Raw genomic sequence first — 14936 nt, forward strand, 5'->3', positions numbered from 1 at the left:
CGGGTCACAGCGGCGGTGGCGGCTCCGGCCGCTCCCGCGGCCCCCGGCCCGACAGGACCTCCCCGTACGCCTGCATCAGGTCCGGCAGTCGCAGCGTGGCCAGGTCGTCCCGCGACGGCTCGCCCGCGAAGCCCGCCAGCCGCAGGTCCCGGTAAGCGCAGCTCTTCTCGTACAGCGTCCGCAGGAAGCGGCCGTTGCCGAGCTCGTCGATCCACCCCTGCTCGACCACGTGCGCGCTGATGCTGCGCAGCTCCTCCAGCGCCTCCTCGTCCCAGTGGTCCCCGTTGGAGTCCGCCAGCACCCCGCCGATCGCCGTCAGTTCCAGCGGCCGGTAGCTGGGGAAGTCCACCCGGGTGGTGAACCGCGAGGACAGCCCCGGATTCGCGGCCAGCAGCCGGTCCATCCCCGCCGGATACCCGGCCAGGATCACCACCAGGTGGTCGCGGTTGTCCTCGGCCCGCTTGAGCAGCACCTGCAGGGCCTCGTCGCCGTACGCGTCGCCCTTGCTGTAGCCCGAGTTGGACAGCGAGTACGCCTCGTCCACGAACAGCACCCCGCCGATCGCGGAATCGATCAGCTCGTTCGCCTTCACCGCCGTCTGGCCCAGGAACTCCCCGACGAGGTCCGCCCGTTGCGCCTCCACCAGGTGGTCGCCGCCGAGCAGACCCAGCGCGTAGAAGACCCGGCCCAGGATCCGGGCCACCGTCGTCTTGCCGGTGCCCGAGGGCCCGGAGAACACGAAGTGGCGCTTGGGAGGCTGCACCGGCAGCCCCTGCCCTGCCCGCAGCCGCGCCATGTGCAGCTGCGCGGAGAGCGCTTTCACCTGCCGCTTGACCGGCTCCAGACCCACCATGCGCTCCAGCTCCGCCAGCGCCTCGGCGAGCGCCGCCGGGTCGGCGGGCGCGGCCGGCAGGTCCTCGGGCGCGCCCTGGGGCGGGACGGACACCTTGCGCCGTACGCCCTCCACCCGGCCGCCCGGAGGCGGGGGCGGAGCCAGCGGGTCCGGGTCGGCCTGGCCGTCCGCCGCGACGTCCTGGACGGGCCCGCCGCCCAGCGCGACCGCAGCGAAGTCCCCGCCGGCCGGGAACGGGCCGTGCCCGGCGTGGGCCCCGTACCCGGCGTAGCCCGCCAGGCCCGCCAGATCGGCCATGCCGTCGGTGTCGTCGCCGTCCTCGATGGCCGTCAGCCGCGCCGCCGTGTCCATGAACGAGGGGTCCACCCGGTGCACCGCCCGGTACAGCGGCAGCGCCGCCGCACTGCGCCCGGTGCCCTCGTGCGCCCGCGCCAGCCAGTAGCGCAGCTCCTTGCGCTGCGGCTGCTCGCTGCGGCACCGCATCAGGGCCGCCGACAGCATCGGCTCCGCCTGCCCGTACATCTCCAGCCGGACCCGCGCCATGCCGCCGAACAGTCCGGCCTCGATCCCGAGCAGCGGATCGTTGACCAGCGGCTCGGTGTGACGCACCAACTGGTCCCAGTCCTTGACCAGATAGGCCCGGCAGGCGTGCAGGAAGCGGACCTGCGGATCGGCGTCCACCGGCGGCAGCGCGGCGAGGGCCTGGTCCAGCTCGGGCACGTGGCGGCCGTCCAGCCAGTGCGAGGCGTGGGCGAGCAGCAGGTCCCGCCGGCTCTCCAGCACCGGCTGCACCCACCAGCCCAGCCAGTACCAGGAATTCAGCGTGCGGCGGTGCCGGGCCCGCTGCTCGCCGAAGCGGTCGCGGTGCGCGTACATGCGCAGCAGGGCGTTGCCGGTGTCGACCCGTAACGCGTGCAGGCCCAGCCAGCCGTCGGCCATCGAGGGATCGAGCCGTACGGCCGCCCGGAACTCCTCCTCGGCCTGCGGGTAGGCGCCCATCGTGCAGGCGTCGACGCCTCGCAGCCAGGCGAGCTCGGCCGGGGAGTGCATGCTGCCCGGCGTGCCGAAATCCATCACGTCCCCCACAAGCCTGCCCCCGTGGTGCGCGGTAACCCCCGCTTCGAGCGCGCGAGTTGCCCACTGCGCCGATGAAATCAGGGGTGCATCGTACCTGCGGTACGGCACCTTACGTAGGGCGCGACGGGGCCGGTTCGGGCCTGCGCCCCCCTGGCTCATCGTGACGCAGGGTGAAGAACGGGCGGGTGTGCGGGCCGCGCGACGGCGGCGCGGAGGGGTGCGGAGGGTGCGCAGGGGGTGCCGACGCGGGCGCGGGCGGCGGCGCCGGGCAGAACGAAGCCCCCGATCACGGGGGAACAATCGGGGGCTTCGTGTCCGCGGCGGCCGTAAAAGCCGCACATTGAGAACGTAAGGCCGCCGCGGGGCCGAGGTCAAGCGGGTCCCGGAGGGCCCGGGCGGAGCGGATCTCCGGGCCGCTCAGGCCCGGGGGAGTTCGTCACCCTCGGTGACAGAAGAGCGGGATCCAGCTGTCGCACCCGCCCCGGAAGACCACTCGTATCCCGTACCGCTCTGGCGTACCAGGAAGTCGGCGAAGGGGCGTGAAGGGTCGCTGGAGAAGTGCGCGCGCTCCGCGCGCTCCCATCCGTCCCAGAAGTCGGAGAGTTCGACTCCGTCCCGGTTTCGCCCCCGCCCCCAGGACTGCGCGCGCGGCGTCTCCATCCACAGCAGGCGCGCCAGATGCGGGCGCAGCGCCCGCCGCCCCGCCCCGACCCCCTCCACGAGCACCACCGGCGCCGGCTCCAGCACCCGCGGGGGCCCGAAGCGGCGCTCCACCCAGTCGTACGGGGCCCAGTGCGCGGGCCGTCCCTCGCCCAGCGGCTCCAGCACCTGCGCGCGCAGCCGCTCCTGCCAGCCGAAGAGCTCCTCGTGGCTGGCCACGTCGTCCAGGTGCAGCACCGGAGCGCCCATCAGCTCCGCGAGCCGCCCGGCGAAGGTGCTCTTCCCGGATCCGGCGTGCCCGTCGACGCCGATGAGCCGCACCGGGCCGAGGGAGGGAGGTGACGCGGCGAGCTCGCGGGCGAGTGACTCAAGTGACGGGTGTGGCTCCACCCGACCAGCGTAGACAAGCCCGACACGGCCCCGGGCTTCGACGTACGGCCGCCGGGAACTGGAAGGGTGAAGAGCCACCCAGCGCCGACCACCCCAGGGGAACCTCGCGATGACCACACCCACGCCCCGCAGGGCCCTGCTCGCCGCGGCCCTGGCGGTCGCCGCCACCGCCACCGCGGCCACCGTCCCGGGGGCCGCGGCCGCCACCGTCCCGGGCGAGGGTGCGCCGGGCCCCGTCCCGGGCGACGGCGCCGGTGCCCCGGCCGCCGTCCCGCCCGCCCCGGAGGCGCCGGGCCGTACCGTCGACAACCGGTTCTGGTTCTCCTACGCCCACTGGCTGGCCGGCACCCACCAGGGCACCACCGCCGTCGCCGGCACCCGCCCCGGCCTGGAGATCGCCGCGGCGGCCGGGCGCACCGAGTACGCAGACCCGCACACCGGAAAGAAGGGCACCTGGGAGTACGCCACCTGGACCTCCCCGCCGCACCGCTCGACCGTGCCCGCCACCGAGGTCATCGCCTCCTGGAACGCCCGCACCCCCGCCGGCACCTGGATCCAGATCGAACTGCGCGGCACCTACACCGACGGCGCGGCCACCCCCTGGTACGTCATGGGCCGCTGGGCCTCCGGCGACCGCGACATCCGCCGCACCTCCCTGGACGGCCAGAGCGACGGCACGTCCACCGTCTGGACCGACACCCTCGCCGTCGACGCCCCAGCCGCGGCCGCCGGGCTGCGGATCACGCACTGGCAGCTGCGCCTGACCCTCCACCGCAAGCCGGGCGCCGACCGCGGCCCCACCGTATGGCTGGCCGGCGCCATGGCCTGCGACGTCCCCGACCGCTTCACCGTCCCCGCCTCCACCCCCTCGGGCACGGCCCACGAGCTCAAGGTCCCGCGCTACTCGCAGGAGACCCACGCCGGCCAGTACCCCGAATACGACAACGGCGGCGAAGCCTGGTGCAGCCCCGCCTCCTCCCAGATGGTCATCGAGTACTGGGGACGAAGGGTCAGCGCCACCGCCCTGAGCTGGGTGAACCCGCAGTACGCCGACCCGCAGATCTGCCACGCCGCCCGCTCCACCTACGACGCCGCCTACCGGGGCTGCGGGAACTGGCCCTTCAACGCCGCCTACGCCGCCACCTACCGGGGGCTCGCCGGCGTCATCACCCGCCTCGCCTCCCTGACCGACCTGGAGACCTTGGTCGGGGCCGGCATCCCGGTCATCACCTCGCAGTCCTTCCGCGCCGAGGAGCTCACCGGCGCGGGCTACGGGACCAGCGGCCACCTGATGACCGTCATCGGCTTCACCGCCGCCGGGGACGTGATCGCCAACGATCCCAACGCGCCCGACAACCCCGCGGTCCGCCGCGTCTACCGGCGCGCCGAGTGGGAGAACATCTGGCTCCGGACGAAGCGGTACGACGCCAACGGCAAGGTCAGGAGCGGCACGGGGGGAGTCTGCTACCTCTACGTCCCGGCGCTCCCGGGCCCGGCGCAGATCGCGGCGCTGCGGCTGGTCGGAGTGCTGTGATGCGGCGGAGTCTCCGTGAGACCGACCAGCGTGGATAAGTGGAACATAATGGGGTAAATGGCACATAAGCGCTTCGTCGTAAGAGGAGGCAGTCCGCCATGACCACCCATACGAGCATCGAGCACCACCCCGACCTCGCCGAGATGCGCACTCGGTTCGAGCGGGTGACCAGCACCCCCGCAGCGCAGGCCGTAGAAGCACTGGCCCTCCTCACAGGCCTCTACCTGGCGGCCTCCCCGTGGATCGCGGGATTCAGCACCCTGACCCCGCTGGCCATCAACAACCTGATCGCCGGCCTGGCGTACTGCCTGTGCATGGGCGGTCTGGGTTCCGCCTACGAGCGCACGCACGCGATGGCGTGGACGGCGGTCGGCCTCGGTGCGTGGACGATCGTCGCCCCGTGGGTCATCGCCGGTGAGATGGACACGACGCGCACCGTGGTCAGCAACGTGATCGCCGGCGGCGTCGCCCTGTGTCTCGGCCTCGCGATGGCGGCCATGGCAGGCCGCACCCGCGACACCATGGCGGGCCGTACCCGCGAGACCCGCATCTGACGCGGACGCCGGAAGGGACCGGTACCGGCCACCGGGCCCCGGCCGCCCTGGGTGACCAGGACGCCCGGGGCCCCGTGGTGCCGGGGTGTGTCGTACGACTCCGCATCCATCCCTGCGCCTCCGGTGACGCCGGGCGTGACCATCGTCTCTCCCACGAAAGCCGCGAACGGTGGCACATTGGACGGCATGACCGCTCACACCGCCACCCCCACCCCGGCGACCCCCAGCGTCCGCGCCCGCGGCCTCGTCCGCACCGGCGGCCCCCAGGACGGCTCCTCCTGGCTGGAACACGTCCTCGGCTGGACCCTCGTGGTCGTCGTCGCCATGTTCGTCACCCAGGTCGGCTGGCTGTAACGCGCGGGTTCGTGGACCCGCCGGTACGCCGGCCGGCGCGCGACCGCACCGTGATCGAGGAGTTCGTCCCGGAGTGTCCGGCACCTCCCGAGACCGAAGGGCCGTGCGCTCAACCCGGTGATCTTGCCCCGGTGACGGGAGGCCCCTGATCGGGCATACTCAAGCCGCCGCAGCCGCTGAACAGCCCCTCCCGTGATCCGGGACGGGCACGATCGGCTGCAGGAGCACCCAGACCCGGCGCCGCGTCCCACCACTCACGCGTCGCCGCCGTGCCCGACCAGGGAGGAGAGCGCCGCCATGACCGACCGCGCCCCGCAGCCGGTGGACCGTCAGCTGCCCACCGAGGAGTCCCGGGACCTCCTCGCACTCGTACGCGAGATCGCCCAGCGGGAGATCCGCCCCCGGGCCGCCGACGAAGAGGACGCCGGACGCTTCCCGCGCGAGATCTTCACCCTTCTCTCCGAAGCCGGCCTCCTCGGCCTCCCGTACGACGGCGAGTACGGCGGCGGCGAGCAGCCGTACGAGGTCTACCTCCAGGTCCTGGAGGAGCTGGCCGCGGCCCGCCTCACCGTCGGCCTCGGCGTCAGCGTCCACTCCCTGGCCTGCCACGGCCTCGCCGGTTACGGCACGAAGGAGCAGCAGGCCACGCACCTGCCCGCGATGCTCGGCGGCGGCCTCCTGGGCGCCTACTGCCTCTCCGAGCCGGCCGCCGGCTCCGACGCCGCCTCGCTCGCCACCAAGGCGGTGCGCGACGGCGACGACTGGATCATCACCGGCACCAAGGCCTGGATCACCCACGGCGGTGTCGCCGACTTCTACACCGTCCTCGCCCGCACCGGCGTCGAGGGCCCCAAGGGCATCACCGCCTTCCTGGTCCCCGGCGACGCCGAGGGCCTGAGCGCGGCCGTGCCCGAGAAGAAGATGGGCATGAAGGGCTCGCCCACCGCCCAGCTGCACTTCGACGGCGTACGGGTGCCCGACTCCCGCCGCATCGGCGAGGAGGGCCAGGGCTTCTCCATCGCCCTCGCCGCACTGGACGCGGGACGTCTGGGCATCGCCGCCTGCGCCATAGGCGTCGCACAGGCGGCCCTGGACGAGGCCCTGGTGTACGCCCTGGACCGCAAGCAGTTCGGGCACCCGATCGCCGACTTCCAGGGGCTGCGCTTCATGATGGCCGACATGGCCACCAAGATCGAGGCGGGCCGCGCGCTGTACCTCGCGGCGGCGCGGCTGCGGGACGCGGGCAAGCCGTTCTCCCGTCAGGCGGCCATTGCCAAGCTCTTCTGCACCGACGCGGCGATGGCCGTGACGACGGACGCCGTGCAGATCCTCGGCGGCTACGGCTACACGGCGGACTTCCCCGTCGAGCGGCTCATGCGCGAGGCGAAGGTGCTCCAGATCGTGGAGGGCACCAACCAGATCCAGCGCATGGTCATCGCCCGCCACCTGGCGGGCCCGGAGACGCGCTGACGGCCTGGGCGCCCTGCCGCCTAGTACAGCCCGCTGCTGCCGGTGGGCCAGATAGGGGAGGACGTGAGCCGGGACCACTCCGGATCACGCCGCCCGGGCAGCGTGCGGCCGTCGTCGGCCCACCGGGCCACCAGGTCGCGGTAGATCGGCGGATCGGGAACCTGCTGCTGCTCACGCGGCTGCGGGTACTGATGTTGATGCTGATGTTGATGTTGAAGAGACTGCTGAACCGATTCTTCGCAACCCGGCGGCGTCGGACGACGCCGCCGGCCCGTTGCCGACTGAAGCATGGTCATACCAGGCCAACGCCGGACCGCAGGCCCGGGTAATCACCCGCACAGCCCGGGTATCCGTTCGAGCGGTCCCACGGGGTGGGGCGGTGCGGGGTGGCTTCGGGGGGCGGGAGCCCCTTGGGCGGCATCAGAGAGGACTTGGGGGTTTCCCGTCAGTCTCATCGTCTCTCCGTGTCGGGCCGGTCCCTCAAGGGCGCTCCCTGCGGTCGCGTCGCTGCGCGATGGCCTTCGGCCACCCTTGACCGACCGTCCCGCCCCGGACATACGAAGACTGACGGGAAACCCCCAAAGGAACGGGCCGGCCATCTACATACAGGGGCGGGCAGCGTCGCGATGCACGGCCCGGGTGCCGGTGGCCGGATCTCCAGGAGCGGCCCCACCTCCCGGGGACCCGGGATCGGCGGTGGACGCGTCAGATCGCTACGCGCTTCTCATCTCTCAGCGTCCGACGGCCGTCCGGGGCTGGACATAGGCCGCCACGGATCGCTACACGGTCTCCGTCGACGGCGGCAGCCGGTCGTTTGTGGTGGAGAGGGCCCGCCGGGGGGTGGTGGAGGGTCGTGGGCGTCCATTCCTCGCCTCAGCCGAGCTGTACTCCCATCAGAGCGATCCCGCTCCCACAAACTGACGGACAGAACGCCTCAATTAGGGCAAAGAGACGGTCTTTGCGGTCGTCCCCCCACGCTGACCCGGATACAGCTCGGAATAGCCGTGCTCTGGTGCCTGGACTTCCCTAGACAGCCGTCAGACGCCGTCTTCGCAGACATCGAAGACTCGTGGGCGGCCTATGTCCAGCCCCGGACGGCCGTCGGACGCTGAGAGATGAGAAGCGCGTAGCGATCTGACGCGTCCCTCCCGTCTGATCCGTCGCCAGCATCATCTGGCCGCCGTGTGGGGAGATTTCCCGCCCCGGTCTCGGGATCCGATGCGGATCTGCCCGCCTCACCGGCTGTCCGGCCGGGGTCCAGGCCGTGCATCGCGACGCTGCCCGCCCCTGTATGTAGATGGCCGGCCCGTTCCTTTGGGGGTTTCCCGGCAGTCTTCGTATGTCCGGGGCGGGACGGTCGGTCAAGGGTGGCCGAAGGCCATCGCGCAGCGACGCGACCGCAGGGAGCGCCCTTGAGGGACCGGCCCGACACGGAGAGACGATGAGACTGACGGGAAACCCCCATACGCCACTCTGATGCCGCCCAAGGGGCTCCCGCCCCCCCGAAGCCACCCCACATCGCCTCGTGCCGCCCGCCGGGCTTCCGCCTGCGTAGCCTCTCCGCAAGCTTCTGATGCCGCCGGTCTGGCTTCCGCCCCCGAAGCCTCCCCGCCCCCCGGCGTGCCGTGCCCGGCTGTCAGAACGTGCCAGAAGGGTGGCCTCCCGCAGGGTTTCTGACGTACCGTCATATTCGCTTGAGCTGGCCCTGGCCCTCTCTTTCCTTGCGCGTCTCCCGCCCCCTCCCGCCCACGCCCCGACGTCGTCCGTCCTGGAGGTTCGCCATGCCCGCCGACCGGCCCGTCGCCCTCGACGAATACCCCATCCACCAGGCTCCGTTGTCGATGAAGCACCTCGTCAGCGGTGACCGGAACGCCTACGACCGGTGCATCTTCCACGTCTTCGACCACGCCGGCCGCGCCCTTCTCATCCTCGGCCTCGGCGTGTACCCCAACGCCGGGGTCATCGACGCCTACGCCACCCTCCGCGTCGGTGACGAGCTCCTCGCCGTCCGCGCCTCCGACGCCCTCACCGACGAGCGGATGAACCTCTCGGTGGGACCCCTGTCCATCACCGTCGACGCCCCGCTCCAGCAGCTCACGCTGCGCTGCGCCGCAGACCCGGCCGACCCGCACGGGCTCTCGTACGACGTCACCTGGACCGCGGAGTTCCCCGCCGTCTGGGAGCCCCACCACATCCAGCGGCGCGGCGATCGCCTCATGCTCGAAGGGCGCCGCTTCGTGCAGGCGGGCAACGTCACCGGCACCATCCGTGCGAAGGGCGAGGAGCTGACCCTCACGCCGGGGGAGTGGACCGGTACGCGCGACCGGAGTTGGGGCGTGCGCCCCATACCCGGCGAGGACGGCGGGCGGGCGGCGCAGGAGTACCGCCCCGAGGGCTTCCACTGGCTCTGGATCCCGGTCCGCTTCGAGGACCGCTTCGTGATGGTCATCGCCCAGGAGGACGCCGACGGGCACCGGACCCTGAACGAAGCCGTGCAGGTCTTCCCCGAAGGCAGCGGGCGCAACGACGTCCAACTCGGCTGGCCGCACACCGAGATCCGTTACCGGCCCGGCAGTCGGCATCCCGAGAGCGCCGTCGTCCACCTCACCGACCCGGCCCGCAAGTCCCTCGAAATGGGCGTGGAGATCCTCAGCTCCTCCCCGCTCGCCGTCGGCGCCGGCTACCCGCCCGCCGCCGACTGGCAGCACGGCACCTGGCAGGGGCGGGGCTGGACCGACCGTCGCGTCTTCGACCTGTCCGACCCGGCGGCCCACCCGATGGCCGCCTTCGGAGTCACCGACCACGCGGCGCGCTTCACCCTCGACGGCCGGGTGGGCCACGGCATCTTCGAGCACGGCAGCTTCGGGCGCCATGACCCGAGCGGCTTCACCGACTACTCGTCCGTCGCCCAGTAGCCCAGTAGCCCAGTAGCCCCGTAGTCCCGCAGCAACTCGTAGGAAAGGAGCTCCTCCATGGCCACCGCTCCGCGTCCGCGCACCTCCACCCGAGAGCCCGAAGAGCTCGGCCGCCGCCTCGCCGGCTGGCTCGACACCAAGCTCCCCGGCGCGAAGGTCGTCAACGTCTCCGTCCCCGGCTCCAACGGCATGTCCAGCGAAACCCTGCTTTTCGACATAGAGCACCCCGACACCCCGCTGCGCGCCTGCGCGCTGCGGCTCGCCGCCGACCCGGCCGCCTACACCGTCTTCCCGACGTACGACATGCCCCGCCAGCACCGCGTGATGAGACTGGTCGCCGAGCACACGGACGTGCCCGTCCCCCGCGTGCAGTGGCTGGAGGAGGACCCGGGGCCGCTGGGCGCGCCGTTCTTCGTGATGGCCCGCGCCGAGGGCCGGGTCCCGCCCGACGTCATGCCGTACACCTACGAGGGCAACTGGCTGTACGACGCGACCGACGCCGAGCGTGCCGCTCTCCAGGAGGCCAGCATCGCGCTGCTGGCCCGGCTGCACGACCAGTTCCCGCCCAAGGAGGCCGAGTTCCTCCTGCCGGCCGGCGCGGGGAGCCCGCTGCGCCGGCACGTGGAGGCCCAACGGGCCTACTACGACTGGGTGGTGGGCGGCCTCGCCCCGTCCCCGCTCATCGAGCGGGCGTTCGCCCGCCTGGAGGAGCTGTGGCCCGCGGACGAGGGCCCGTCCGTCCTCAACTGGGGCGACGCCCGCATCGGCAACGTCATCTACGACGGCTTCACGCCGGCCGCCGTGCTGGACTGGGAGATGGCGGCGTACGCCCCGCGCGAGGTGGACCTCGGCTGGACGGTCTACCTGCACCGGTTCTTCCAGGACCTCACGGTCAGCTTCGGCCAGCCCGGCCTGCCGGACTTCCTGCGCCGCGAGGACCTGGAGCGGCGGTACGCCGAACTCACCGGCCACACCCCCCGGGACATGGAGTTCCACACCCTGTACGCGGCCCTGCGCCACGCGATCGTGATGCTGCGCATCGCCTACCGGCAGGCGCACTTCGGCGAGGTCGAGATCCCCGCGGATCCGGACGGCCTGATCCTGCACCACGCCAGCCTGGCCGCCATGGTGCAGGGCACGTACTGGTAGCCCGCAGGGAGGGGAGGGGAAAAAGGTGAGCGGAGCGCCCGGGCGACCGTCAGGCCGCCTGCGCGTGCTGCTGCCGCGTCTGGGCCTGGGCCTGCGGCAGTACGGGGCTCACCACGCGGACCGGACGCGAGCCCGGGCCGCCGACGTGCGAGAAGGGCTGCGTGCGCCAGTCCAGGCCCTGGGGAAGGGCCGACAGGGCGACGGACTCCCGCTCCTGCGGCTCCACCGGCTGGATCCTGCCGACCGTGGGCAGCGCGTCCGCCGCGGGCCGGCCGGTGCCCGCGCACACCGTGAGCCCGAAGGGGTTCCACGGGGTCAGGCAGAGCGCGTGCTGCGGCAGGAACTCCTCGTCCGCGAAGAGGGCGATGGCCTGGTCGCAGTCGGGGCAGATCGCGTGGTGGATCTCGAACCCCTCGGCGTCGTCGAGGTATTCGGAGTCCTCGCCGTCCCCGGAATCGAACGGTTCGAGAGGATCCGGTTCGGTGCGACCGGCGCGCTTGGTGTTTTGCATGGATGTACTCCCCCTTGGGTGGGCCGGGCGGGCAGGTTCTGCGGCCTCGGCCACAGCAAGCACTTCCCGCCGAGCGTCACGAGTAACCACAACAGACCGGCCTGCCATTTGCCTACCCCTGTGGGCTTGGTCACATGCCTGCCGCAGATGCCTCCAGTGGGCGGACACCGCTGTGCCTGGAGGCCCCTTGGGCCTTAAGTTGTGCGGCTATGAGCGCAATGGAGGAGCTGGACCGCCAGATCGTGGATCTGCTCGTGCGGGACGGGCGGATGAGCTACACGGATCTGGGCAAGGCCACGGGACTGTCCACGTCGGCGGTCCATCAGCGGGTACGCCGCCTGGAGCAGCGCGGGGTGATCCGCGGCTACGCGGCCGTGGTCGACCCGGAGGCCGTCGGGCTGCCGTTGACGGCGTTCATCTCGGTGAAGCCCTTCGACCCGAGCGCCCCGGACGACATCGCCGACCGGCTCGCCGGTGTTCCCGAGATCGAGGCGTGCCACAGCGTCGCGGGCGACGAGAACTACATCCTCAAGGTGCGCGTCGCCACGCCCCTGGAGCTGGAGGACCTGCTGGGCCGGCTGCGCGCCCTCGCCCACGTCTCCACGCGCACCACGGTGGTCCTCTCCACCCCCTACGAGGCCCGCCCGCCGCGCGTTTAGCGCGCGTCCGGGCCCCTGAGGGGACCCGGCGGTCGGACGGGGGAGGGTGACGCGGGAGACTGGTCGGCATGACTGACCGCACCGCCCACTCCGCCGACGCCGCCGGAGCACCGACCAGGACCGTTCTCCTCCGCGGGGGCGAGGTCCACAGCCCCGCCGACCCCTTCGCCACCGCGATGGTCGTCGAGCGCGGCCACATCGCCTGGGTCGGCTCCGAGGGCGCCGCCGACGCCTTCGCGCAGGGCGTCGACGAGGTCGTCGACCTGGGCGGCGCGCTCGTCACGCCCGCCTTCACCGACGCCCACGTCCACGCCACCTCCGCGGGCCTGGCCCTGACCGGGCTGGACCTGTCCGGGGCGCGCTCCCTGTCCGCCGCGCTGGACCTCGTACGGGCGTACGCCGCGAGCCGTCCGGCCGACCGGGTGCTCCTCGGGCACGGCTGGGACGCCGCGCGCTGGCCCGAGCGGCGGGCACCGAGGCGCGCGGAGCTCGACGAGGCCGCGGGCGGCCGCCCGCTCTACCTGAGCCGCATCGACGTGCACTCGGCGGTGGTCACCACGGCCCTGCTCGACCTGGTCCCGGGGGTGCGGCCCGACGGGGACGAGCCGCTGACGCGGGAGGACCACCACGCCGTGCGGCGGGCCGCGCTGGCCGCGGTCACCCCCGCCCAGCGCGCCGAGGCGCAGCGGGCCGCCCTCGACCGGGCCGCGTCCCTCGGCATCGGCTCGCTGCACGAGTGCGGCGGGCCCGACATCTCCTCGGCCGAGGACTTCACCGCCCTTCTCGACCTGGCGGCCGAGCGGCCCGGGCCGCGCGTCTTCGGGTACTGGGCCGACCGGGACCTGGACCGGGCCAAGGCGCTGGGGGCCGTCGGAGCCGCCGGTGACCTCTTCGTGGACGGCGCGCTCGGCTCGCACACGGCGTGCCTGCACGCCCCGTACGCCGACGCCGCGCACACCGGCACCGGCTACCTGGACGCGGACGCCGTCGCGGAGCACGTGGCCGCCTGTACCGAGGCGGGCCTGCAGGCCGGTTTCCACGCCATCGGCGACGCCGCGATCACCGCCGTCGTGCAGGGGGTCCGCGCGGCGGCCGAGCGGGTCGGCCTGGCCCGGGTGCGCGCCGCGCGGCACCGCGTCGAGCACGCCGAGATGATGACCCCCGCCGCCATCGCCGCCTTCGCGGAGCTGGGGCTCACCGCGTCCGTGCAGCCCGCCTTCGACGCGGCCTGGGGCGGCGAGGACGGCATGTACGCCGACCGGCTCGGAGCCGAGCGCGCCCGCACCCTCAACCCGTACGCGGCCATGCTCAGGGCCGGTGTCCCGCTGGCCTTCGGCTCGGACGCCCCCGTCACCCCGCTGGACCCCTGGGGCACCGTCCGCGCGGCCGCCTTCCACCGCACCCCCGAGCACCGCATCTCCGTCCGCGCGGCGTTCACCGCCCACACGCGGGGCGGCTGGCGGGCGCTGGGCCGCGACGACGCGGGGATCCTGGTGCCCGGCGCCCCGGCCGACTACGCGCTCTGGCGGACCGGCGAGCTGGTCGTCCAGGCCCCCGACGACCGGGTGGCCCGCTGGTCCACCGACCCCCGCTCGGGCACTCCCGGACTGCCCGATCTGAGCCCCGGCTCCGACCTGCCGGTGTGCCTGGCGACCGTCGTCGGCGGGCGGGAGGTATTCGTACGCCCACAGGGGTGATCCGGGGGGCCTGGGTTCGGTACGGGCGGTCGGACCCGGATAAGTTCGGCCGGGTCCACCACAGGACGTCCGTACCGGACGGATCCGTCTGCTCAGCGCGCCCGCGCCTCGGGGGCGAGGGAAGGTTTCGCCGGTGGGGGCACCCCCGGCTGCGGCCGGGAGAGGGTGGCCCCCGGTCGGGGCCCGGCGGTCCAGTAGACAACGGTCACGGCGGCCCGCATCCAGCGGCCTTCTGACCGGCCCGAAGGACCGCGGGCCCCGATCGCTGTTCTAAAGTCATCCTCTGCGACCAGATGTACAGGACGTGCGAGAGCACAAAGGGGACTCAGTGAGCGACGGCGGACAGCGGGCCTACGGGCCGCTCGGTACAGCCTTGGTGATCATTCCGACCTACAACGAGGCGGAGAACATCGGGCTGATCGTCGGCCGCGTCCGCGCGGCGGTGCCCGAGGCCCACATCCTGGTCGCGGACGACAACAGCCCCGACGGCACCGGCAAGCTCGCCGACGAGCTGGCGGCCGTCGACGACCACGTGCACGTCCTGCACCGCAAGGGCAAGGAAGGGCTGGGCGCCGCCTACCTGGCGGGCTTCGTCTGGGCCCTGGAGGCCGGGTACGGGGTGATCGTCGAGATGGACGCCGACGGCTCCCACCAGCCGGAGGAACTGCCCCGGCTGCTCACCGCGCTGGCCGGCGCCGACCTGGTCCTCGGCTCCCGCTGGGTGCCGGGCGGCCGGGTCGTGAACTGGCCCAAGAGCCGCGAGATCCTCTCGCGCGGCGGGTCGACGTACTCCCGGCTGATGCTGAACGTCCCGATCCGCGACGTGACGGGCGGCTACCGGGCCTTTCGCCGCGAGACCCTGGAGGGCCTGGGTCTGGACGAGGTGGCCTCCGCGGGCTACTGCTTCCAGGTCGACCTGGCCCGCAGGGCCGTGCAGAAGGGTTTCCGCGTGGTGGAGGTGCCGATCACCTTCGTCGAGCGTGAGTTCGGCGACAGCAAGATGAGCAAGGACATCGTGGTGGAGGCCCTGTGGCGGGTCACCCAGTGGGGCCTGAAGGCCCAGGCGGCCAAGCTGCTGGGCAAGCCGGACCGCTCGGTCTGACCCGCCGCGCG

13 protein-coding genes are annotated in these 14936 nt (G+C 72.9%); 9 read left to right on the forward strand and 4 right to left on the reverse strand.

What is annotated here, in order from left to right:
- Positions 1-4 precede the first annotated feature (4 nt).
- Positions 5-1927 carry an AAA family ATPase gene (locus tag ACF059_RS23420; RefSeq protein WP_392060212.1) on the reverse strand — a complete coding sequence of 641 codons (1923 nt, stop codon included), beginning with the start codon at positions 1925-1927 and terminating at the stop codon, positions 5-7.
- A gap of 420 nt (positions 1928-2347) precedes the next feature.
- On the reverse strand, positions 2348-2980 hold the full coding sequence (locus tag ACF059_RS23425) for a uridine kinase (protein ID WP_392060216.1): 633 nt from the start codon (positions 2978-2980) through the stop codon (positions 2348-2350).
- 109 nt (positions 2981-3089) lie between these two features.
- Between ACF059_RS23425 and ACF059_RS23430 the strand changes: the two genes are divergently transcribed.
- The 4 genes from ACF059_RS23430 to ACF059_RS23445 all read left to right on the forward strand — a co-directional run bounded on the left by ACF059_RS23430 (position 3090) and on the right by ACF059_RS23445 (position 6892).
- Positions 3090-4514: a peptidase C39 family protein gene (locus tag ACF059_RS23430; RefSeq protein ID WP_392060219.1), complete on the forward strand. Its 1425-nt coding sequence runs from the start codon at positions 3090-3092 to the stop codon at positions 4512-4514.
- Positions 4515-4612: 98 nt separating this feature from the next.
- Entirely contained in the window at positions 4613-5068 is a 456-nt protein-coding gene (locus ACF059_RS23435) for an SPW repeat protein (RefSeq protein WP_392060222.1), read from the forward strand.
- 186 nt (positions 5069-5254) lie between these two features.
- Positions 5255-5422 carry an SCO1431 family membrane protein gene (locus tag ACF059_RS23440; protein ID WP_361952781.1) on the forward strand — a complete coding sequence of 56 codons (168 nt, stop codon included), beginning with the start codon at positions 5255-5257 and terminating at the stop codon, positions 5420-5422.
- Between the two features lie 297 nt (positions 5423-5719).
- A complete protein-coding gene (locus ACF059_RS23445; RefSeq protein WP_392060225.1) occupies positions 5720-6892 on the forward strand; it encodes an acyl-CoA dehydrogenase family protein in 1173 nt (390 codons plus the stop codon).
- Between the two features lie 20 nt (positions 6893-6912).
- On the opposite strand, the gene ACF059_RS23450 is transcribed toward ACF059_RS23445, so the two are convergent.
- Entirely contained in the window at positions 6913-7188 is a 276-nt protein-coding gene (locus tag ACF059_RS23450; RefSeq protein ID WP_392060228.1) for a hypothetical protein, read from the reverse strand.
- A 1485-nt stretch (positions 7189-8673) separates the two neighbouring features.
- Between ACF059_RS23450 and ACF059_RS23455 the strand changes: the two genes are divergently transcribed.
- Both ACF059_RS23455 and ACF059_RS23460 read left to right on the forward strand, forming a co-directional pair.
- Positions 8674-9807, forward strand: coding sequence for a hypothetical protein (locus ACF059_RS23455; RefSeq protein WP_392060231.1), 1134 nt, complete (start codon positions 8674-8676; stop codon positions 9805-9807).
- A gap of 57 nt (positions 9808-9864) precedes the next feature.
- Positions 9865-10956 (forward strand): phosphotransferase family protein, encoded by a 1092-nt coding sequence (locus tag ACF059_RS23460; RefSeq protein ID WP_392060233.1) that lies wholly within the window; start codon positions 9865-9867, stop codon positions 10954-10956.
- Positions 10957-11005: 49 nt separating this feature from the next.
- On the opposite strand, the gene ACF059_RS23465 is transcribed toward ACF059_RS23460, so the two are convergent.
- Positions 11006-11467 carry a hypothetical protein gene (locus ACF059_RS23465; RefSeq protein WP_392060236.1) on the reverse strand — a complete coding sequence of 154 codons (462 nt, stop codon included), beginning with the start codon at positions 11465-11467 and terminating at the stop codon, positions 11006-11008.
- Between the two features lie 218 nt (positions 11468-11685).
- Here ACF059_RS23465 and ACF059_RS23470 point away from each other — a divergent pair, with 218 nt between their 5' ends.
- The 3 genes from ACF059_RS23470 to ACF059_RS23480 all read left to right on the forward strand — a co-directional run bounded on the left by ACF059_RS23470 (position 11686) and on the right by ACF059_RS23480 (position 14925).
- Complete coding sequence (locus ACF059_RS23470; protein WP_030011705.1) at positions 11686-12126, forward strand: Lrp/AsnC family transcriptional regulator; 441 nt, start codon at positions 11686-11688, stop codon at positions 12124-12126.
- A 68-nt stretch (positions 12127-12194) separates the two neighbouring features.
- A complete protein-coding gene (locus tag ACF059_RS23475; protein ID WP_392060239.1) occupies positions 12195-13823 on the forward strand; it encodes an amidohydrolase in 1629 nt (542 codons plus the stop codon).
- 328 nt (positions 13824-14151) lie between these two features.
- A complete protein-coding gene (locus tag ACF059_RS23480) occupies positions 14152-14925 on the forward strand; it encodes a polyprenol monophosphomannose synthase (RefSeq protein ID WP_392060242.1) in 774 nt (257 codons plus the stop codon).
- Positions 14926-14936: the final 11 nt, after the last annotated feature.

Source organism: Streptomyces sp. NPDC016562 (assembly GCF_043076955.1).
Lineage (GTDB): Bacteria > Actinomycetota > Actinomycetes > Streptomycetales > Streptomycetaceae > Streptomyces.